We start from the raw sequence: 19,703 nt of genomic DNA on the forward strand, positions 1-19,703 counted from the left end.
AGCCGTAGCTTGCTGCCAGCACCGACGCGTCAAGCATGCTGGTGCCAATGCCGGGGTACTCCTGCAGATCCCAGCGGGGAGCTCATCCCTGCGGCCACCAGGGCCGCCGAGGCAATCTGTCGGCAGCAATCGCGGTGCCCGCAGCGACTGAATCAAAGGAGCGTGTCGGCGGCCTTGTCGGCGACCTCTTACGGTCTACGGTTCAAGGATGGACTGGTGGACTCTGATCCTCGCCGCCATCGCCGCGGTTGCCTCTGCAGCTGTAGCCCGCTGGGAATGGATCGACCGTCCACGGCACGGATGGACGTTCGCAGGACGCAAGACATCGCTGAGGACGTGCCGACGACCGAAGATGGCAAGATCAGCTATAAACGACCTCGGGCGACGTTCGCGGTGCGGGCAGTGGGTACGGCAGTCGTCCATAACGTGGAGGTCAGGGTTCCTGGAGCCCTGAGCGTTATGCGGTCACGGACGGCAGGTGCTTCTTCGGTCTGTGCCCCGGCTCCTGCAAGTGTCAGTTTGTATCAGGCAACGATAGACGCTCGTACGGAGCCAATTGTCTTCGACGTGTACCTGCCGGACTCAGCAAACGCAGAGGTCTACATCGAGATCCTCTGGGCACGTCTCCGTCCTTACAGGACATTCGGAGAGCGATTTGAGGCAACATCCCTGGGAAAGGATCGACCCCCGGAATGGCAGAAGTGGCGGTGGTCGCGGTGAAGTCTTCGCCTACGTCCCAGGCCCGGAGGAAAGTGGTGGACAGCCCGTCTTGTACGCACGACAGGCGGCTGGGTGACCATAAGAGCCCAACAGCGCGCCGAGATCCCCGTGACGGATACTCCGGCCTGACATGCGGAGCCGGCTCACGTTGTCGAGGCTATACGGGTGAGGGATTCCGGCATGGTTAGTTGGACGGTAGCGTCGGATACTCGAAGTCCCTGATTTCCCCTCGGATGGCTGTGCTTGCAGTCTGCCGGGCTGTGGTCATTGTCGGCCCTGCGTGCTGAAGGGCACGAGATCCGGGATGCGGGCATCGCGCCGGCTCGACGTCAGCTGCCCGTCGTGCTGGGTTCCCGCACCGCAGCAGGCACGGGAACCTGATCAACACACCTTCAAAGGCTCTTACTTGAGTCCGCCCGTATACTTCTTGATCCAGTTGACGTAAGTGGAAACCCGGGTGTAGTAGTCGTTCTCTCCATTGTGTGCACACGTGCCGGCGACGGCGCTGGCGATCCCGACGAGTTCCCACCTGCCTCCGACTTGCTTGGCGGCAGGGCCACCACTATCTCCACTGCAGATGCCCTTGTTGTCTCCGACGTGCCCGCACAGGTGAATGCGTTCATTGAGGTTTTTGGAGCGGTAGCAGTTCTGACTTTGGCGTTCGGTGAATTCCTGCAAGGTATCGGATTGGGGGGCGTTATTTCCCAACTTGCCCCAGCCGGTCACAGTGAATGTCTCGTAGTCTTTGTGGACCGCCGTGCTGGTGGGCAGGCTGATGGGTTTGACGTACTGGCTCTTGCGAACGGGTTGGTTGAGTTCGATGAGCGCAATGTCGTTCCAAACCATGCCCCCCCTCTGGCCGTATCCTCCGTTGATGATGGACCGCTTGACAGTGTGGATGCGAGGGTCACTGCGTGGGTCACTGCGTGGGTCGTTGAGTACCTTCTTCCGGTCGACGCCTCCTAGGCGAACAACCATGCGCGCACGCGAACCGCGAACGATGCAGTGTGCGGCGGTCAGCACGTAGCGGCTGTTAATGAGGCTCCCACCGCAGTTGCTGATCGAACTTCCTTGGATTCCCTGTACTTGCACCATCCACGGATACTTAGCCGGGTCCAGCACGGGTGTGCCGCCGACGATCGCGTGTGCCGGTTGGGCGCTGGCGACCAGTGCGGCTGTTGCCAGGCCGGCAATGAGGCCCCGAGACGTCTTTCCTGCCATGCCATCACATCCTTGATGCCGAAGGTGTCGTGCTGTCCGGCGCCGAACTCGTCGGCGCCGAAGTTCGAAGGAGTTATGCGTCCTGCTGGTCAGCTGGATGAGTTTCAATGTTTCGCTGAAGCGTCATGGCGGGGTGTTGCTTGGGTTTGAAATCTGCTCCCAGATCCGCAGGACGCCGCCGACGAGTTGGTGGGCAGGCTGTAGCGGCCCAGGAGGTTGAGGTTCGCCTGACGCAGAGGTGGTAGCCGGACCTTGGGGCCAGCCCGTCGAGCCGGTGGCGCTGGGTACGGCACAGCGCGGTCAGGCCGCGGTCGACGTCGTCCAGGAGGAAGAACCGCTCCGACTCGGGCCGCGTAGACTCTTCCGGAGGCGCCGTTCGCCCTGGACCTGTGCTCTAGTCAGAAACTCCATCAGCATGTGCCGCACGGTAATGAGGCAGAGCAGTCTTCATAAGATCTTTCGCTGATCATCACACGATCGTGGGAGCGCGCACTCACTACTGACGTCCTCGGACGTTGAACACCCGGAAGAGCGCATGGGGTTGAACACGCGGGGGGATACGGTCGTGCCCATGAAGCCGTTCGTCTTCCAGCGGGCCCAGGAAATCTGGCCAGACGGGGCAACCCTGCTCCACGTCTCGGCCCCTCCAGGCGGGCCCCACGGCAGTGACCCGGCGGCGACGCGCACAGCTACCGGCCCGGTCGGACCGCAGCAGGGATTAACGGACTCATCATCGATCACCCAGCGCGACCGGGGCGACATGTGGTGACAGCGGCTTCGCCCTTGGGCATCAGCCACCGTCAGGACACAAAATCCGAATTCCGCGCCCTTCGCATGCCCCGGCCACTACGGTGAACCGCCATGCAGCCTTTCGTTTTCAAGCGTGCCGACGGCGACTGGCCGGAGGGCGAGACGCTCCTCCACGTCTACGCAACCGTGGACTTGGACCGTAACCGCGAGCTGGCCGCGTTGGTGAACGGTGGACGCGAGGTGCTCGGGGACTTTCCCTTGAGCCACGTCGAGGACCAGTGGCTCCACATCACGATCGACCAGATCACGGACCAGCCCGCCTCCGCGATCGGCCAGCCGGAGCGCGACGCCTTGACCACCGCCCTCACCGAGCGGCTGCAAGGCTTCTCTCCGATTGACCTGATGGTCGGCAGCCTGCTCTCCTCGCGCTATGGCGTGATCGCCGACCTGCATCCGGATGGCCCTGTCGTGGACCTGCACCAGCAGGTCAGGGACACGGTTCGCTCCCTGCGGGGCGACGATGCCGTCAAGTACCCCTGGTCCACCCAGCACCTCACACTCGCCTACGCCTACGACCACGCCGACTCCGACGAGGCCCAACGGCGGCTGCGCCGGGTGCGTCCCGGCCACGCACCCTTGCACGTCGATGCGGTGCACCTGGTCGACGTCACCGCGGACAGCACCGCGAAGACGATCACGTGGAAGCACCTCTCGCGGATTCCGCTCGCTCAGCCGTAGCGGCGATCGCCCGTGCAGCCGCGTTCCGGCCAGTGGCGACGTCTGCGGCGTACGCCGCCCAGTCCCCGCCGCTGGCCTGCTGCCACTGCACGGCGACCTGGCGGTGGATGCCCAGCATGCGTGCCAGGATCGCGGCCGGAACCTGAGAGGCCAGGGTGAACAGGGCCGTGGCTCGGTCCTGTCGCGGATTGACGCCCAATGCCCGGAGCCGGATGACGAGTTGGTCACTGCTGAGCGGTTGCCCGGGGAGCCGCCCGGGGAAGAGCCAGGTGCCTGGCGCATCTACAAGCGTCTGACCACGCCGACTGGCGATCAGTTCCTCCATCAGGGCATCGAGCGGCGCGGGCAGCACGATCGGGCGGTCCCCGAGCAGGATCTTCGGCTTGTCGCCATCACGCTGCACATGGTCCACGGTGAGGTGGCGAATGGTGTTGACGTGCTGGGCGTAGAGCAGCAGGAGCAGACCAGCGACGCGGTCGGCAGTCGGCGCGGCGTCTTCGTGCAGGAGCCGGCGCGCGGCCTCCCACCGCCGGTCCTCATCGTGCGGGCCGCTCGGGCCCGCCCAGCGAGTGGCGGGAGCAGTGAGGTTGTGGGCGTGGCGGTGAGCAACGGCCCAGCGCACGAAGTGCGCCGTGCGCGTGGGGTAGGTGGCGCGGTGGGCCAAGAAGTCGTCGACTTCGCTCTGGGTGCACGCGGTCAACTGCATGCCGCGGCCGGACAGGTCGTCGAGGAGCTGGATGGCGGCATTGATGTGGGTTCGGACGTTCTGGTCCTGGTCGACCGTCACCTGTTGTCCGCGCACCCGCTGTCGCAGTCGGCGCAGGTGGTGCCATATCGCGTATCCGTGCAGGACCCGCCGATCTCCGAGATCTGTGCGCACGGCCAGCTTCTCGTTGATCCAGCGTTCCAGGCTGGTGAGGCGCTGATCGCGGGCGGGGAGCGCGCCGGTGGCCATCAGGAGCCCGCGCAGGTAGTTCAGGGTCTTGTCCTCCGGCAGTTCGTCGAGCAGCGCGTGGGTCACCGGGCGTGGGTCCTTGCCCAGGGCCGTCAGCAGTGCGCGGACCTTCGGCTTGGCCATCCAGGCCATGGCGTGGTCGGGGCGCTCCACCGCCACCAACGCATACCGGAACGGCTCGAGTTCCTCGGCGATGCTGACCCCGTCTCCGAGCAGTTCTCGGAGTTTCTGGTCGACCCGGCACCGCTGGCAGGGTTCGGTGCCGAACTGCCACGTCGTCTCGCAGAGAGGGCAGCGGTCCCAGAAGTTCGGATCCGGGTTCAGGCACTGGGCGCACAGCGGAGCAGCGAGCGTTCCTCCCTTGAGCGGCGCCACCGTCCCGCAGGACGTGCACCGGATGTGGCGGACTCGGCAGTTGCGGCACCACGGCTCGCCGGTCGCCCGCGACATGGCGCACCAGGTGAGCTGTCCGCAAATGCTGCACTCCTGGTCCTCCCGCGGGCTGCACCTCTCACACCACGGCCCCTCGGCGGTACGGGCCTTGACCTTCCGGCGCCGTCGGCATCCTGTGCACGGTTCGCGATTCGCAGGATCGGTCCTCCAGCAATCGGTGCATACCGGTCGGCCTTCGTCGTCCCGGGAACTCACTTTGCGGCGATTGCCGCAGCGCGAGCAGTCCTCGGCCCGTGCCTCTTCTTCACAGCGCCAGCAGACCCGCTGGCCATCCTGCTTCGCGCGCAGACGCTCGGTCGCACCGCACCGGGCGCATCCCGGCGGCTGCACCACCGTGGCGCCGGCCTCCACGAGGGCGTTGACGAAGGGAAGCACGGACGGGGTGGGCGCCGAGTGCGCTGCCCCAGTGAGCAGTTCGCGCTGGTCGAGAACGGCCCAGGCGACCCGCCAACGAACGGCGCGCTGTTGTGAGCATCCCGCAAGGGCCTCGGTGACCGTGGCCGGGCTCAAGCCGGGATCAGTGCCGACCACCAGGTCGATCAGTTCCTTGGTCGGGTCCACGCCGTCGGGACACCGCTGGCACAGAGGCCGCCCCTTCCGGTCCCGGGTTCTGACATACCTCACGGTTCCGCAGCCGACGCATTCCTCCTTCGGCCGGACGCACCCGCTGCAGGTCCACAGCCCGCCCTTGCGGCTACACAGGGACAGGATCTCGCGGTCGCAGTCGCAGCAGCGCGGTCTCGCGAGTTGCCGTGCCCCCGACTTCGCCAACGCAGCCAGGAGCTTTCCCACGGACCAGATGGACGGAGAGCGGCCCGTGACCAGGACTTGTGGGTTGTCCCGCAGCTCTCGGGCGACTCGCCGCCTCGGAGTGGGACCGCGGAGGACGCCCTGCGTCACCTCCCGGATCTCGTCCGTAGACAGGCCGTGCTCCACGAGCGCGATCTGGTGGACAACGGCGCCGAGCGGGTCGTCCTGGATCAACTGATCAATGTCTATGGCCATCATTCAATTCCGGTGATGCGAGCCCGTTTAGGCCGCAAGGTCCCCAGCCCCGGCTCCGGTGCGCTGCCACCAGCCGCGGCGGCCTTCTTCTTCGGTCGGTTTGCCGCCCCCGCTGCGGCGACCGGTTCGATCAGGTCGTCCATCCGGCAGTCGAGGATGTCCAGCAGCGCCATCAGCACCTTCATGCTCAGCCGCTCCGGGCGATCGGTCACCAACCGGTAGACCTGGCTAGACGAGAGCGTGATGCCGCGCTCGGCGAGCAGCGGGATCAGATCGCTGGTGTTGAACATGCCGCGCTCGGCCATGACTTTGCGCAGGTGCCACTGGTAGTCGAGCTTCGCTGCGGGCATCGAGAAGTCCTTCCTCAGCAACGGTCTTAGGCGAAGGCCGGGGCCAGGGCCCGCTGCAGGGCCGAGTTCATGAAGTCGTCGCTGACGTGGGTGTAGGTGGCCATCGAACTGCTATTTTCGTGGCCAACCTGCTGCTGGATGAACCCGCGGTCCACCCCGTCCTCGGTGAGATGCGTGACGTACGAGTGGCGCAGCGAGTGGGGGACCAACTCCTTGTGGAGCCCGAGGGCGTCCCGGTACGTCTCGAACCGGTCGTTGATCGAACTGGGCTGGAGCCGACCACCTCGCTCAGTGATCCACAATGCTGGCTGATCCGGGAACCCGAAGCGCGGACGGACGTTCTCGACGTAGTCCACGACCGACTCGACGGCCCAGTCCATCACAGACAGTACGTTCCTACGGCGCGGCGGCTGCCCCTTCTTCGCCTTGCCGTAGCGGACGTTGAGTGTGCCGAACCTGCCGAACTGGGGCGCCTTTGCATTGCGCCCGAAGTCCACCAGGTCCAGCCGTGAGGACTCCGTGCGCCGTAGCCCCCACCCGTAGATCACCTTGAACAAGGTGGCGTCTCGGTACGCGGCCAGCGCCCCCTTGCGGCCGGCCCGGACCGCGCGTTCGACCTGCTCGTCGGCGTAGTCGAAGAAGAGCTGCAGTTCCTCGCGGGTGAATGGGCGGGCCTCCGGATCGCCCTCGTAGTCCTGCAGGTGCGGAAGCGTGTTCCACTCGTGGCAGATCGCCACGGGATAGGTGCCGAATGCGTCCTCACACGCCGTCGCCCACCCGTACCGCTGATCAATGAGGAACTCGGTGAACAGCCGTACCGTGCCCTGGTAGTTGCGCACCGATGCCGGGGAAAGATGGTCCTCGCTCGTGAGTTGGGCTGACCACTCATCCATATGGGCCGGGGTCCACGCCCACGGATAGTCGTTCACGAATTTGAGGAACCGGCGGATCAGCTTCTCGCGGTCGCCGATCGTCTTCGTCTTGAGTTTTCGGGCGAGCTGCTGGTTCCGCCAGCCGCGCAGCATGGCGTCGAACATCGCGTCCTCGGGACGCATGTGAACGACCCCCGAGATCAGCTCAAGGTGAGCCGCCCCGGCCAGGTCAACGGTTCGCTGCACGACGAAAATCCCCTTCCCGCCTGACGGGCATATCTTGCATCAGACGGGAAGAGGCTTCAAGAGTGGCAGGTCAGACGGCTAGAGAGTAAGCTCCTCGGAGCTTCATGTCGCCACCCCGTGACCTCGCGACCAGGGCGTTCGCGCCCGTCTGATGCAACTCCCGAGGGTTGGAGTAGCCAAGCGAAGCATGCGGGCGCCCGGGTGCGTATCGCACGGCGGAGGGGCCGCGGACGTCCAGTAGTGCTTTATCCACGATCGCCTGCAACTCATCGAACTCGGTACTCGGGAAGCCGTCCAGCAACGCTCCGGCGCTGTTAGCGATGGGCGGGCCACACATGAGCCGGAAGGCCGGAACATCGGTCAGTCGCTGACGGAGTGCTCCAACGAAGTCGTCGGTGTCCTGCCAGCTCATCTCATCCGACGGCACCGAGGTATCCATCGCGATCGTGATGTGCAGCAGCTCATCCGGCTGCGGGTCGATCGGGTACGGGGCCATCGCCGTGCGGCCGGCTTCGGCCAGTGCCAACAGTTCATGGTCACCTTTCTCGGGAAGGGCGTACACGTGTCGAGCCCGCATTCCGTGCTTCCAAGGGCGCGACTGGAACTCTGGGACCCACTTCTTCACTTGAATTTCCTCTCCATTAGCGGGAGTTGGTCCTATCGGCAACGTGCGATCACATGAAGGCGCGTAGAGACGTTCACGCCCTCCCTCGCTGCAGCGTCGGTGATGCCCGGTTGCCGTGCCAGTAGCGTCTGGGTGTCCCCGGCCTCTGGCATGACCCACACCCATGCGCGGTCCAAAAGGTGTCGATCGGTGAAGTCGACGACTTCGTCAACGTGGCTTTCGTCGGCTACAACAAACTTGAAGCACGCACGTCCTTGGCTCGCCAGGTCGGCGAATGCGGCGATCACGTTGGGTTTGATGCGGCGCTTTTCTGGATCAGCGCCGCCCATCGCGGTGAGCTTCGGGGACACGCTGAAGTGCGCAACATGCTGAGCTGTGCTCGACAGCGGGCCGATGGTGCCGTTGGTCTCCACGTGAACAGCGATGTCACGCTTCTCCAGCAGCGTGAGCAGGGTGGAGAACGCGCTTGTCTGCTGCCAGATGAGCGGCTCCCCTCCAGAGATCACCACCAATCGCACCGTGTGGGGAAGGCGCCCCACCACTTCGTCGACGGCCGTGTCCGGGCACGTGGCGCCCAGGTCGAATCGGGACGTGTCCCAGGTCTGCGCGGTGTCACACGGAGGGCAGTGCAGATTACAGAGGCCGAGACGGATAAAAGCACACGCGCGCCCGGTATAGGGACCTTCGCCCTGTACGACATCCCAGAAGACCTCGTTGACCGGAAGATGTGTCTCTCCACGCAGGGCCGGTTCCGCTGCGGCCAGCGGCAGTTCATCCCCGGTCACAGACCCTCCACGGAAGAAGAGCCGGAAGGCGGGAAGGCCCACTCAGGCTGGTGCCATCGCGCCAGCCGGTAAAGTAGCCGATTTCCTCGATCTGGCAGAACTCTGGGTGAGCATCGACTATTTGACGAAACTCGGCCTGAAGGACCCTGCATACAGACGGTTTATGCGGCACGAGGTTCTTTGCTGCGCCCAGCCTGAGAGCCCCGGGCTGTCTGGTGTCCATGTCGGTGTCGCTCATGCTCGGTCTCTTTCCGTCGTTGTGGGGAGCGGGCGCGCACTCGCCTATCTGCCAGTGCGTGGTCGTCACGTGAACGTGCGGATCTGCGAGTGGTCGGCGCGCTCTAGGTCGAGCGAGACGAGGAGCCCGTAGTGATCCGAGTTCGGGCCTGGATCCACGCGCTGGTAGTCGGTGATCGCCGGGAGCAGCGCGGGCGTGACGTGCGTCTGGTCGACGCGGAGCAGGCCGTGCTTGCCGGTGTGGGCGCGAAGTGTGGGGTCCTCGCGGAGGTCGGCAAGGTGCGCGGCGACGTCGGTGAGCTCCGCGTCGCGGAGGGTCTCGCCCACGATCCGGTTTCCTCGCCAGGGCTCGTCGGGGCTCTTGCGCCGGTGGCAGCGTGAGGTGCGGTTGTAGGGCTGGACCAGGGTCCAATCGATCTCCGGGTCACCGAGTGCCATGTGGTTGATGTCGCCGCCGACCAGGGCGATGCCGCCGTACCGGTAGGCCCGCGCGCACACGATCTGCGCTTCCAGAGCAGCGGCATCCGCCGAGTACGGAGTCAGGTGCGTGCTGATGGCAACCAGCGGCTCCGGCAGTTCACGCTTCAGACCCAGCGGCTTGAACCGCGGCGCACAGTATCCGTGGTGCAACTCCATGCTCAGTTTGGTCTCGACGCCGAGGAGTTCCAGATGGTCCGGGTCCCAGGCGACCGCGGTGGGCAGGTTCCTGCTCGGTGCCATCGCCAGACGGAGACCCAACTCCTCCTCGGCGGCCTCGGCCCTGTCCGGATCGGCGAGGAAGTCGACCTCCTGGAGGAGCACGAGCTGCGGGCGGGTGGCGCGGATGGTCTCCACGAGGTCGACCCAGCGGCCGTCCTGATCGGCGCCGTACTTCACGTTCTGGCTCATCACGGTCAACATGCGGTGGATCTCCTCTGCGGGGTAGGGGCGGGCACGTTCATGGCGTAGAGGCGTTACGGCGTTGCTGTCGGGTTGTGGCGGGCAGGCTCATGCGGGCGAGAGGGAGGCGGGGGACCGGCTACCCCCACTTGGTGATGGCCCATATGGCCGCGCCGCTCGGGGCAACGATGAGAACCGCGGCGAGGAACAGCGCGACGACGGCGCCGAGGGATAGTTCCGGCTCGGGCTCAGGCTCCGGTGGGGGCGGGTGTCCGGCGGCGTGATCCTTGGCTATGCAATGGGGACAGTTGGCGTGATTGGTCACGGGCGGGGAGCCTCCACGAGATCTACGGGGCGAAGGGCAGCCGAGTGCCGATGCGGGCGGTCGGTTACTGGCGACGAGGCGGATGGGGTTCCCGTGGGCTGATAGGCGGTCGGCTCTCGTAGCCGGGGGCGTCCGGGTTCCGCACGTTGCTGCCCTGCCCTATGGCCCGCATCCAGGGACTGGGCATCAACTCGACGCCCCCCTGCCGTTGGTGGGGGAGTGGCGGTGCAGGGCGTCGCGCAGAACAGCAGCGGCGGAGGAGGCGTCATCGCTGTTGTGCAGGGTGATCGCGTGGTGCAGATCCTCCACCGAGGCGAGAACGGCGGCGTCGTCGAGGACGTCCTGTTCGGCATCGTTGAGCGGTCGCTCGTACGCGGTGAAGAAGGCGTCGGCCAGATGCGGGTGTGCTGCCCACAAGGACGCGTTGCGCGCGAAGTCGCAGACCGCGGGAAGGACTTGGGCGCGACCCAGGCTGCTCAGCGACAGGGTGCGGCTGGAAAGGTTCCAACGCCAGGCTGCGGTGCCAAAGGTGCCGTGGCAGAACGCCATCGGCAGTTCCTCGCCCTGCTCCTGGAGTCGGCGGACGCTGCGGCGTACGCCCTCGGCCTCCTGGTCGCTCAGCGAGGTTCCGAGACGATCGAGGACGTACAGGACGCGCTGGACGTACAGGGTCAGGTGCCGGGCGCCCAGAGCTTCGGCATCCGGAACCCGCCGTATGCCGGCGTGGAGTCCGGCAAGAAGCTGCCCGGCGTCCTGATGGATGCGCGACGACACCTGCAGTTCCCGCTCACCGTCGACGGGTCTACCGCGCGGCTGAGCGGCCAGCAGGGCCTTCAATCGGGGCTCGAAGGCGATCAGCCGCGGGCCGTGGGAGGGGCCGAGACGGTGTATCGCCGTCTTGTAGGCGTGGATCTCGCGTCGGAAGTCCAGCTGGGTGCGGGCGACGCGAATGTCGATGAGTCCCTGGGGCGCTGAGTGGCGCCAGGCCCGTGCACCGCTGTGATCTAGCGGGACTGGCCAGGGTGTGATCGTTCCGAGGTGGGCCTTGGCCCATTCGGCCACCTGCGGCGGCATCGGCGTAGGCGGTGTGACTGCGGACTGTCGAGTGCGCATGGCGTGGGTGGGTGTCATGACCGGGTGGGGGAGGAGTGGGTGTCCGACAGGGGAGAGCGCGGGGAGGGCACGGCCGCGCTGTCGGCGGCGTACTGCTGGGCCTGGAGGCTGTATAGCTCGGCGTACACCGACCCTTCCTTGGCGAGGAGCTGGTCGGGGCTGCCGGATTCGACGAGTTGTCCGTTGTCGAGGACGTGGACGAGGTCGGCGTGCCGTACGGAGGCGAGCCGGTGGGTGATCAGCACGATGGTCTGCCCGGCATCCGCCAAAGTCCGGATCCGGTCGAAAACCTCCAGCTCAGCCCTCGCATCGAGCGCCGCGGTCGGCTCGTCCACGATCAACAAATCCCCCGAGCGGAATGCCGCTCGAGCGATCCCCAAACGCTGCCACTGCCCGCCGGAGAGTTCGACTCCGCCGCGAAAGCCCCGGCCGAGCAGGTTGTCCAGGCCGCGCGGCAGCTTCGCGATCACGTCCTGCGCACCCGCGTGGTCGATCGCGGCCTGAAGCCGACCGTTTTCCATAGGGAGTTCGGGGCGGCCGACGGTGATGTTCACGCGGGCGGTGAAGACCCACCTCACGAAGTCCTGGGCCACCATGGCGATCCGGGAGGCGAGCTGCTCACGGGAGGCGTGCGCGCTGTCCACGTCGTTCCACATGATGCGTCCGGAGGTCGGTTGGTAGAGCCCGGCCAGCAATTTCACCAGGGTGCTCTTGCCTGCACCGTTGACGCCGACGAGCGCGACGATCTTCCCCGTGGGGATAGTCAACGACACGTCCTTCAAGGCAAGTTCGCTGTTGTTGTCCTGGCCGGGGTAGGTGAAGGACACGTTCTCGAAGCGGATCACCTCGACCTGCTCAGGCAGATCCGCCCCGCCCGTGGGGATGGCGCGTTCGTCGGCCTCGACAACGAGCCGCTCCAGGTCAGCGACGTGCAACGCCTCGCGGTTCAGGGAGTTGAGCTGGGTGACCAGGGACGTCAGGCTGGATGCCCCGGTGCGGATCCCGATGATGGCGGTGCCGGCCACCGCAAGGTCCATGAACCCCGACCACAGCAGAAGGAAGAGGGCTCCGTAGGTGGCGGCCGTCGCCAGCCCGGTCCAGGCCGACGCGATCAACACCGTGCGCCCTTCCTGGCGGGCCACGCGTTCCTTCTCGGCCTCGGCCGCCTGCGACATGCCCCGGAAGTGGTGCAGCAGGAACGGTCCGACCCGGTGCACCCGGATCTCCGGCGCGGCCTTCGGATCAATGATCATCTGGGCGATCTTCTGGCAGGCACGGGAGTGCTGGACCCAGGCTTGGAAGAGCCGGTAACGGCGGCGGGCTGACACCATCGCCGACCAGCCGCTGGGCAGTGCCATCAGCACGAGCATCGGCATCAACACGGGGTGCAGCACGGTAAGAACGCCGATCGCGGCCACGAATGTCACCAGCGCGTTGATGACCTGAGTGCCCATCTTGATGCAGTAGCGCGCCGAGATCGTCCCGTACTGCGCGGAGTCCAACAGCCGGTGGAAGCCGTCGTCCTCGATGGCGGACAGCTCGACCTGGCAGGCGCGTTCCAGGTACGTCTCGGTCGCCCGCCGTTCCACCTTGGGTTCGAGGCGGCCGGTCGCGTACGTGGAGCGGGACCGGCACAGCGACCCCACCGCCATCGAGACCGCGATCACCGCGAGCGCCGGGGCCGCCGCCTGCGCCCGCTCCTGGAGGCTGACGCCGGTCATCACATGCGCCAAGGCCGAGTTGACCGCGAGTAGCGTGACCACCCGAGCGATGCCTTGGCCGAGCTCGGCTCCGAGAAGCTGCCAGGTCGCGCTCCGGTCGGCGGACCAGGCCAGCCGCATCACGATCGCCAGCTGCGTGGGCAGCTGCTTGATCATGCTCTTGAAACCGACGTCCAGGCGGGCCTCCTCGTGCCGCACCCAGCCCTGGTCGTAGCGCAGCGGCCCGCCGAACAGTAGCTTCTCCGACTCAGACACCATCGCGCCAGAATCATCGACACTGCCCCCCGCGCCCGCACTGTCCGTATCGGTCACAGCACGAACCCTTCCGCGGGGATCTCCCTGACCGCCACGTCGGACGCGGCCGGGAGACCCCACCGGTCCCGGGCGATGCGCTCGGCAGCTTTGGCCTGCATCTGCGCCTGCTCACCCCACCCGAACAGCTCCACCGCCCGCTGCGGTGGAGCGAGCACCCGCAGCAGCGTCTGCCCGGAGGCGGGATCCGGGGCGGCGGGCCCTACCTGGGTGACGCGGGCAGCCATCCGGACGCGGGCGCACGGACCAATGCCCCCGTACACGGCGCCTTCTGCGTCGTACACGTAGCCCAGATACACAGGATCGGCGAGGGAGAGCTGTGCCTCCTCGGCGGCCTCACGCTCCAGCGCGGCCAGAGGGCTGCCACCGTCCGCGTCCGGTTCGATCGTTCCGCCCGGGAGCAGCGGCAGCCAGTCCTCGGTGTCGATCAGCACGATGCACCGGCCGTCCGGGACGAACAGCCATCCCCATGCCTGCTTCACCGGCAAGCGAGCCGGAACCGGATCCGGGTGCCACGGCCACTGCTGGCAGTGCGGCGTCGCATACGGGCGCTCGGCGTGCAGCAGGGGCGTGGCAGGCAGCCGCTCCAGGGTGGTGAGTGGAAGGGGCGTGGCAGCCGGTCGGCGGGTGGTGTCGGGCACAGCAGATCCTCAAGGGTCGTTTGTGTTCAGGACAGTTCGAGCTGGTCTGGTGCGGTAGTACAGGGCCGCGGGCCGGTGCCCCGTACGCCGTCGGACCGCAACACCACAACGGTCACGGTCGCGTTCGGCACCGTCCGGTGCTGGTCCGCGGGGTGGGAAGTGCCGACGTGGGCGAGCGGCACCAGATGGGTCATGGTGTGCTGCCTCTCCTGTCCGCTGTGATCGTGGTGAGCGCGGCTTCGATGTCGTCGAGTTCGTCGAGGAGCCGTCGGACGGTGACCTGCCGTTCGGCCCAGTAGCGGCGAAGGTCGGCCTCAGCCGCGCTGGGCAGCCCGTACTCGCGGGTGGTGGCCCCGAACAGGCTGAACAGCAGATACAGCAGGGCGATGCGGGCACAGGCGCGGACGTCGGCTGTGGGCAGATGCGGGTTCTCCACCCGGTAGGCGCTGATCATCCGCAGCGCACAGTGCCGCCAGGCAGGGCAGTTCGCCACGGTGCGCGGGTCGAACGCGGCCCGCCCCAACTCCCAGGCCGGGAAGCAGGTTTCGCCCTGGAAGTCCAGGACCGCGGTGACCACATCGCCTTGGACCAGCAGGTTGGTGCGGGTGAAGTCGCCGTGCCCGGCCTGGACCACCAGCTCCTCGGGCAGCCCGGCGCGCAGGCGCGACACATGCCTGTCCGGGTCCTCGCGGCGCTGCGCAAGATCCACCCGGATACGAGGCAGGCGCGGTTCGTCTTGTTCGGTCGCCCGGGCCAGGGCCGTGTCGATGGCGTCGAGGGTGGTGTCGACGGGCGTGGTGCGCCACTCTGTCCGCCGGGTGCGGGCCGGGGGTGGGTAGGAGGCCAGCGCCTGGTGGAGGCGGCCCAGTAGTAGCCCTGTGTGCTGAGCCAGAGGCACCGTCATCGGGGTGGTGGCCACCCGGCCGGGTGCCACATCGGTCACCACCCACCCAGTGTCGTCGGTGCAGGTCAGCAGATCCCCAACCCGGTTGCACCACACAGGCGGGGTAGGGACGCGGGCGGTTCGGCAGAACTCCGACATCGCCCACGCAGCCTGAGCCTGATCCAGGTTGGCTGTGCTGGGGTACTGCTTGACGAAGATGCGGCGCGTGTCGCGCAGGGTGACGCGCCGGTTGATGGTCTCGGTGCCGATCGGCACGAGCTCGACCATGGCTGCGTCGACGCCGTACTGGTCGGACAGCACCTTGGCCAGCAGCTCGTCGCCGTGCAGAGTCTCCTCCTGCATGCGGGTCACCACCCGAGGCTTTGGCGGGCGTTGAGCCCGCATGTTCGCGGTCATCGAGGGTCACCGCCCCGACCCGATGGTCCGAAGTGCCTGTTCGAGGTCGTCGAGGTGGGTGAGAAGGCGCCGGACGGCGGCCTGTGTGTCGGCCCACTGCCGAAGCCGCCCGGTGCCGGGCTGGTGATGCCCCGGCGTGCTGGTGGCGCCGTCCACGTTGTGAAGCAGATGCAGCAGCGTGATCCGCGGGATCGCCTGCACCTCGGCCAGCGGCAAGCCCGGGTTCTCCGATCGGTACGCCTCGATCATGCGCAGGGCACACTGCACCCAGCGGGTACTGCTGGCCACCGTGCATGGGTCGAAGGCGGCCCGGCCCAGTTCCCAGGCGGGCGCCGCGGTCGCGGCACGAAAACCCGTTACGGCGGTGACGATGTCGGTCAGGACAAGGACGTTGGTACTGCGGTAGTCCGCGTGAACGGCCTGCTCGATCTGGCGCTCGGGCAGCTTGCTGCGCAGCCGGAGCGTGTGCCGGCGCAGGTCCTCGCGGCGTTGTTCGAGATCGTCTCGCAGCCGGGGCAGGAGCGGATGCTGCTGCCGGACCGCGTGGTTGAGCGCGCGAGTGCAGTGAGCGATGGACTCTTCAACCGTTCCGGTGAGCCACTGGGTCGGAGCCTTCCAGGGCGGCAAAGGGTAGGCGGCGAGGGCACGGTGCATGCGCCCGAGGACGAGGCCGAGGTGCTCGGCACGTTCCGGCGTCATCGGGCCGGTGGCGACCCGGCCGGGCGCTTCCTCGGTCACAGCCCACTCGACTTCGTCCGTGGCCGTGATCAGATATCCCGTCCGGTCCGGCACGACGCGGGGCACGGGCAACTCGGCGGCCCGGCAGAACTCGGACATGTCCCACGCGGCGCGCTCGCGCCTAGTCGTCTCGGCCGTGGGGTGCCGGTACTGGGTGATGACCAGCCGGCGCCCGTCGGTGGTCCGGGCCCGCCAGGTGAACCGGTCGGTGCTCTGCGCTGCGGGATCGACCGAGACGGCATCGATGCCGTACTGCACGGCCAGGACATCGCCGGCCAGGTCGCGGGCCCACTCCTCGTGCGTCATGCCCCTCACCTGCTGCCAGCCGCTGACGTCCCGGTGGCCAAGAGGGCCTTGCAGGCGGTGGATTGGCTGCGCCTCATGGAAGGCGGCCTTCCGTGGGGCGCCGGGTGTGCTCCTGGCTCAGGCGCTCGATCATCGCGTGGGCTTCGTCGACGAGGCCGAGGTCGTGATGGCGGATGCCCCAGCACAACGCGTCGAGCGCGTCCAGGACGGCGTACGCGGTGCGGGCTTGAACCTCGTCTTCGCTCAGGGGCCGGTTGTAGCCGTGCTGGAAGGCCGCGTTGAGGTCGAGGCGCTGAAGCAAGATCCGGTAGTGCAGTCGGCACAGATCCCTGGGGACAGCCGGAGTGATCTCAGTGCGCTCGAAGTCAATGATCCGCAGGCGCTGTTCGCGTGGGTCCCACAGCCAGTTCTTGGGCATGAAGTCGCCGTGCGACAGCACCGGCGCGAGGGCAGGAGGCGGGACTTCGGCCAATGACCGCAGCACGGCGAGCTGGTCCGCAGGCAGGTACCTGGTGGCGGCTTCGAGCCGCTTTCCCACAGATGCAGTCCAGTCCGGCTCTTCTGCTACCGCGGCGGTCCGGTGCACGTCGGCTGCGTGGAGACGCGCGAGGAGCATCCCGGCCTGCCGGTACGCTTCGCGTTCCTGCGCGGCGGGCAGACGAAGCCGGTCGAGGCTCTGGCCAGGTACAGCGGTGACGATGACCGTACGGGTGTCGGCATCGGCGGCTACGAGCTCAGGGGCCCGGTCGGCTCCGAGGGCCTGCGTCCAGTTCGCGTAGGCGTCGACCTCACGCTGGTGCAGGCGGGGACCGGCATGCTGCTTGGCGAACCACCGCATGCCGTGAGGGCCTTCGATCTCCCATACCGAGGAGGGAAGCGTGTGGTGCCGGGGGTGCTCGGCCAGGACGGTGAATGCGTCCGTGACGTCGGCCAGGAGGCCACGGACTGCGATGGGCAAGGAGGTCACGCGGTTCGCCCTTTCAGTACTCCAACCAAGACAGCACCCTGAGTGATCAAGTCAACGCGCTGAGTGCTGATTAGGGGTGCACCATGACATCCCCCACTGACAACGCGGCCCGGCGAACGCGGCGTTGCAGTTCACCCGGCCAAGGACCGCGTCCAACCATCCGCCAGAGACCGGAATCCGGCACATTCGGCTGGTGATATCACCGCAGTGATTTGGGCCCACGGCAGAGGAAGGCCACATTGTCCCGACACAGGGAGGCGGCAGTGGCACACGAATCAGCAGACCGATGCACCCGATGCGACGCCATGCTCAGCCGCTACAACCCCGAACCGGTCTGCGGCCCCTGCACCCGCCGCACTACCGCGCCCCCACTGGGACCCCTCGACCTGCCGAGCAGAGTGTGGCAGGATCAGGATGTCGTGTCCGCGATGACGAGCGGGAACTTCGGAGCGGCCTTTCGCCGCATCCGCGAGATCGCCGGACTGCGTCAGGACGACATGGCCCGCCTCACAGGGCTCAGCCAGTCCTTCCTGTCCAGCCTGGAGTCGGGCACGCGCCGCCTCGTCAACATCGACAAGATCCAGCCCGTGCTCGAGAACCTCGACGTTCCCGCCCACGCGCTGCCGGCCCTGTTCTCCCGCACACCGCCGACTGTCCAGCCGCGGCCGCATCCCATGTCCGAACCCGCGCCGCTGGCCGAGGACATGTGGGAGGAACCGCTCGACATCGCCGAGCGGCTCAACCGGACCACTTCCTCCAACACCGATCCCGCGGCCCTGGACCTGCTCCATCAGCAGGTCACGCAGATCGTCGACTCCTACGAGAGCGCAGGCCCGCACCAGCTGGCCCCAAAGACGATCAAGCTCCGGGCGGTCCTCCAGGACTTTCTCGACGGTCGCCAGCCGCCGCGCCAGCGTGAAGCCCTCTTCAAATTGGCTGCCCAGGTATCGGGCCTGCTCGGCTACATGGCCGTCAACGCGGGCCGCGAAGCCCTCGCCGAGGCGTACTGCACTGAGAGCCATCAACTCGCCCACGAAATCCATAGCCAGGAACTGTTGATGTGGACCTTCGGAACCCGCTCACTGGGCGCCTACTACGCCGGCAATTACCGGCAGGCCCTCCAATGGGCCGACGCCGGAATCGCGGTCAACCCCAGCCATACCCAGGCCATCCGGCTCCTGGCCAACGGCCGGGCCCGCGCCCTGGGCAAGCTCAAAGACCGTGCCGGAGCGCAACGCGCCATCGGCGCCGCCGAAGACCTCAGCAACCGCCACACCGTCCCCGACGGCCTGACCCCATGCATAGCGTTCGCCCCGTACAGCCTGTCCCGCACCCTGGCCAACGCCGCCACCACTCACGTCGCCCTGGGTAACACCACCCAGGTCATCGACTACGCCGGACAGATCGACGAACTCGTCGAACAGTCCGACTCCGCCTGGAGCCGCGCCCTGGTCCGCCTCGACGTCGCTACCGCACTGCTCACCGGACCACGGCCCGACGTCGAGCACGCCATGGTCCTGGGCCGCCAGGTCCTCGAAACCGGAGGCGGCCCGCCCATCCGCTCCGTCGTGCAGCGCGCCGGCGAACTCCACGCCCACGCCGCACGCTGGAACGAGCTGCCCGCGGTCCGGGACTACGAGGAGGCGCTGCGCACCTGGCGCGCCGTCCCGCTAACCAGACAGGTGACCGAGTCTGCCAAGATAGCCGGACCGAGCGAGCAGACGAGGAGAGCAGCGGGTGCCCCTGACCGCCACGGCGAGCGCATTCCCTACCGCGCCGCCTCCGAGCCTCGATGATGCGAGCACCATCGCCGCCCACGACTGGGCGGCGTTCGAGGCTGTCCAGACGATGCACAACCACTGGGAGCGCCCCGGCTGGAGTGCCCAGACCCGCGCCTACTACTGGATGCTGACCTTCCAGAATGCCAACGCCCTGATCGACCAGGCCCAGCACTGCCAACAGCTCCTGAATCACCTGGACTTCGACCCGATCGACGGGGATGGACTGCACCTGACGCTCGGACGCGTCGGCTCCCCCGATACCGCCACCGAGCAAGACCTCGAACTCCTCGTCTCCACGGCCGCCAGCGTCGGCCTGCGCGCCTTCACTCTGCAGGCGCTGCCTCTGACGGCCTCCCGCGGCGCCATCCGCTACAGCGTTGCCCCCTGGACCCCCGTCGTCGCCCTGCACTCAGCCTTGTCCACGGCGAGCGAGCAGGCTGGCCTGCCCTTGAAGAAGCCCACCTCGGTGCTGCGGCCTCACATCGGGATCGCGTACAGCAACCGCACGCTCGACGCGAGCCCGGTACGGGAAGCGGTCCAGAGTCTTCGAGACCTTCCGCCCGTCGAGATCTCGATCGACCACGTGGAGCTGGTGGAGCTGCGCCGCGAAGAGCGTGCCTACCGCTGGCGCAGCCTTGAGAGACTGCCACTCCTCTGACGCTC

Annotated in this window: 19 protein-coding genes; 4 read left to right on the forward strand and 15 right to left on the reverse strand. The window is 67.2% G+C overall.

Annotated elements, in window-relative coordinates; translation table 11 throughout:
• Nucleotides 1-1,122: 1,122 nt before the first annotated feature.
• The gene (locus ACWD10_RS04340; RefSeq protein ID WP_451086840.1) at nucleotides 1,123-1,941 is read right to left on the reverse strand and encodes a serine protease; all 819 of its coding nucleotides are present in this window, start codon (nucleotides 1,939-1,941) and stop codon (nucleotides 1,123-1,125) included.
• 861 nt (nucleotides 1,942-2,802) lie between these two features.
• Here ACWD10_RS04340 and ACWD10_RS04345 point away from each other — a divergent pair.
• Nucleotides 2,803-3,429, forward strand: a complete 627-nt coding sequence (locus ACWD10_RS04345; protein WP_451086842.1) for a 2'-5' RNA ligase family protein — start codon at nucleotides 2,803-2,805, stop codon at nucleotides 3,427-3,429.
• Here ACWD10_RS04345 and ACWD10_RS04350 read toward each other — a convergent pair.
• From ACWD10_RS04350 to ACWD10_RS04385, 8 genes are all read right to left on the reverse strand, one after another.
• Entirely contained in the window at nucleotides 3,386-4,834 is a 1,449-nt protein-coding gene (locus ACWD10_RS04350; protein ID WP_451086844.1) for a hypothetical protein, read from the reverse strand. The two genes, ACWD10_RS04345 and ACWD10_RS04350, sit on opposite strands and share 44 nt — an antisense overlap.
• Nucleotides 4,835-5,841: 1,007 nt before the next feature.
• On the reverse strand, nucleotides 5,842-6,192 hold the full coding sequence (locus ACWD10_RS04355) for a helix-turn-helix domain-containing protein (RefSeq protein ID WP_451086845.1): 351 nt from the start codon (nucleotides 6,190-6,192) through the stop codon (nucleotides 5,842-5,844).
• A 26-nt stretch (nucleotides 6,193-6,218) separates the two neighbouring features.
• Nucleotides 6,219-7,310, reverse strand: a complete 1,092-nt coding sequence (locus ACWD10_RS04360) for a tyrosine-type recombinase/integrase (RefSeq protein WP_451086847.1) — start codon at nucleotides 7,308-7,310, stop codon at nucleotides 6,219-6,221.
• A gap of 70 nt (nucleotides 7,311-7,380) precedes the next feature.
• Entirely contained in the window at nucleotides 7,381-7,935 is a 555-nt protein-coding gene (locus ACWD10_RS04365) for a hypothetical protein (RefSeq protein ID WP_451086849.1), read from the reverse strand.
• Between the two features lie 32 nt (nucleotides 7,936-7,967).
• Entirely contained in the window at nucleotides 7,968-8,720 is a 753-nt protein-coding gene (locus ACWD10_RS04370; RefSeq protein ID WP_451086851.1) for a 7-carboxy-7-deazaguanine synthase QueE, read from the reverse strand.
• Nucleotides 8,721-9,023: 303 nt separating this feature from the next.
• Nucleotides 9,024-9,857: an endonuclease/exonuclease/phosphatase family protein gene (locus ACWD10_RS04375; RefSeq protein ID WP_451086853.1), complete on the reverse strand. Its 834-nt coding sequence runs from the start codon at nucleotides 9,855-9,857 to the stop codon at nucleotides 9,024-9,026.
• A 118-nt stretch (nucleotides 9,858-9,975) separates the two neighbouring features.
• Nucleotides 9,976-10,161: a hypothetical protein gene (locus ACWD10_RS04380; RefSeq protein ID WP_451086855.1), complete on the reverse strand. Its 186-nt coding sequence runs from the start codon at nucleotides 10,159-10,161 to the stop codon at nucleotides 9,976-9,978.
• A gap of 186 nt (nucleotides 10,162-10,347) precedes the next feature.
• On the reverse strand, nucleotides 10,348-10,710 hold the full coding sequence (locus ACWD10_RS04385; protein WP_451086857.1) for a hypothetical protein: 363 nt from the start codon (nucleotides 10,708-10,710) through the stop codon (nucleotides 10,348-10,350).
• On the opposite strand from ACWD10_RS04385, the gene ACWD10_RS04390 reads away from it, so the two are divergent.
• A complete protein-coding gene (locus tag ACWD10_RS04390) occupies nucleotides 10,696-11,136 on the forward strand; it encodes a hypothetical protein (RefSeq protein ID WP_451086859.1) in 441 nt (146 codons plus the stop codon). The genes ACWD10_RS04385 and ACWD10_RS04390 overlap by 15 nt on opposite strands.
• A gap of 152 nt (nucleotides 11,137-11,288) precedes the next feature.
• Here ACWD10_RS04390 and ACWD10_RS04395 read toward each other — a convergent pair whose 3' ends face one another.
• From ACWD10_RS04395 to ACWD10_RS04420, 6 genes are all read right to left on the reverse strand, one after another.
• A complete protein-coding gene (locus ACWD10_RS04395; RefSeq protein WP_451086862.1) occupies nucleotides 11,289-13,253 on the reverse strand; it encodes an ABC transporter ATP-binding protein in 1,965 nt (654 codons plus the stop codon).
• A gap of 50 nt (nucleotides 13,254-13,303) precedes the next feature.
• Nucleotides 13,304-13,948: an NUDIX domain-containing protein gene (locus ACWD10_RS04400; RefSeq protein WP_451086864.1), complete on the reverse strand. Its 645-nt coding sequence runs from the start codon at nucleotides 13,946-13,948 to the stop codon at nucleotides 13,304-13,306.
• Between the two features lie 26 nt (nucleotides 13,949-13,974).
• The gene (locus tag ACWD10_RS04405) at nucleotides 13,975-14,142 is read right to left on the reverse strand and encodes a hypothetical protein (protein WP_451086866.1); all 168 of its coding nucleotides are present in this window, start codon (nucleotides 14,140-14,142) and stop codon (nucleotides 13,975-13,977) included.
• Nucleotides 14,139-15,194 (reverse strand): phosphotransferase enzyme family protein, encoded by a 1,056-nt coding sequence (locus ACWD10_RS04410; protein ID WP_451086868.1) that lies wholly within the window; start codon nucleotides 15,192-15,194, stop codon nucleotides 14,139-14,141. Before ACWD10_RS04410 ends, ACWD10_RS04405 begins: the two co-directional genes overlap by 4 nt.
• Nucleotides 15,195-15,254: 60 nt before the next feature.
• Nucleotides 15,255-16,292, reverse strand: a complete 1,038-nt coding sequence (locus ACWD10_RS04415; RefSeq protein WP_451086870.1) for a phosphotransferase enzyme family protein — start codon at nucleotides 16,290-16,292, stop codon at nucleotides 15,255-15,257.
• Between the two features lie 73 nt (nucleotides 16,293-16,365).
• A complete protein-coding gene (locus tag ACWD10_RS04420; RefSeq protein WP_451086872.1) occupies nucleotides 16,366-17,259 on the reverse strand; it encodes an aminoglycoside phosphotransferase family protein in 894 nt (297 codons plus the stop codon).
• Between the two features lie 428 nt (nucleotides 17,260-17,687).
• Between ACWD10_RS04420 and ACWD10_RS04425 the strand changes: the two genes are divergently transcribed.
• Together ACWD10_RS04425 and ACWD10_RS04430 are read left to right on the forward strand one after the other, a co-directional pair.
• Nucleotides 17,688-19,055, forward strand: coding sequence for a helix-turn-helix domain-containing protein (locus ACWD10_RS04425; protein ID WP_451087201.1), 1,368 nt, complete (start codon nucleotides 17,688-17,690; stop codon nucleotides 19,053-19,055).
• Complete coding sequence (locus ACWD10_RS04430; RefSeq protein WP_451086874.1) at nucleotides 18,997-19,698, forward strand: 2'-5' RNA ligase family protein; 702 nt, start codon at nucleotides 18,997-18,999, stop codon at nucleotides 19,696-19,698. Before ACWD10_RS04425 ends, ACWD10_RS04430 begins: the two co-directional genes overlap by 59 nt.
• The last annotated feature ends 5 nt before the right edge of the window (nucleotides 19,699-19,703 follow it).

It is taken from the genome of Streptomyces sp. NPDC002851, assembly GCF_053591935.1.

Bases quoted from the DNA above. Each gene is read 5' to 3' on its own strand.
- ACWD10_RS04340 (WP_451086840.1), bottom strand. From the start codon at position 1,941: ATGGCAGGAAAGACGTCTCGGGGCCTCATTGCCGGCCTGGCAACAGCC.
- ACWD10_RS04345 (WP_451086842.1), top strand. From the start codon at position 2,803: ATGCAGCCTTTCGTTTTCAAGCGTGCCGACGGCGACTGGCCGGAGGGC.
- ACWD10_RS04350 (WP_451086844.1), bottom strand. From the start codon at position 4,834: ATGTCGCGGGCGACCGGCGAGCCGTGGTGCCGCAACTGCCGAGTCCGC.
- ACWD10_RS04355 (WP_451086845.1), bottom strand. From the start codon at position 6,192: ATGCCCGCAGCGAAGCTCGACTACCAGTGGCACCTGCGCAAAGTCATG.
- ACWD10_RS04375 (WP_451086853.1), bottom strand. From the start codon at position 9,857: ATGTTGACCGTGATGAGCCAGAACGTGAAGTACGGCGCCGATCAGGAC.
- ACWD10_RS04385 (WP_451086857.1), bottom strand. From the start codon at position 10,710: ATGGCGTTCTGCCACGGCACCTTTGGCACCGCAGCCTGGCGTTGGAAC.
- ACWD10_RS04395 (WP_451086862.1), bottom strand. From the start codon at position 13,253: ATGGTGTCTGAGTCGGAGAAGCTACTGTTCGGCGGGCCGCTGCGCTAC.
- ACWD10_RS04405 (WP_451086866.1), bottom strand. From the start codon at position 14,142: ATGACCCATCTGGTGCCGCTCGCCCACGTCGGCACTTCCCACCCCGCG.
- ACWD10_RS04410 (WP_451086868.1), bottom strand. From the start codon at position 15,194: ATGCAGGAGGAGACTCTGCACGGCGACGAGCTGCTGGCCAAGGTGCTG.
- ACWD10_RS04415 (WP_451086870.1), bottom strand. From the start codon at position 16,292: ATGACGCACGAGGAGTGGGCCCGCGACCTGGCCGGCGATGTCCTGGCC.
- ACWD10_RS04425 (WP_451087201.1), top strand. From the start codon at position 17,688: ATGACGAGCGGGAACTTCGGAGCGGCCTTTCGCCGCATCCGCGAGATC.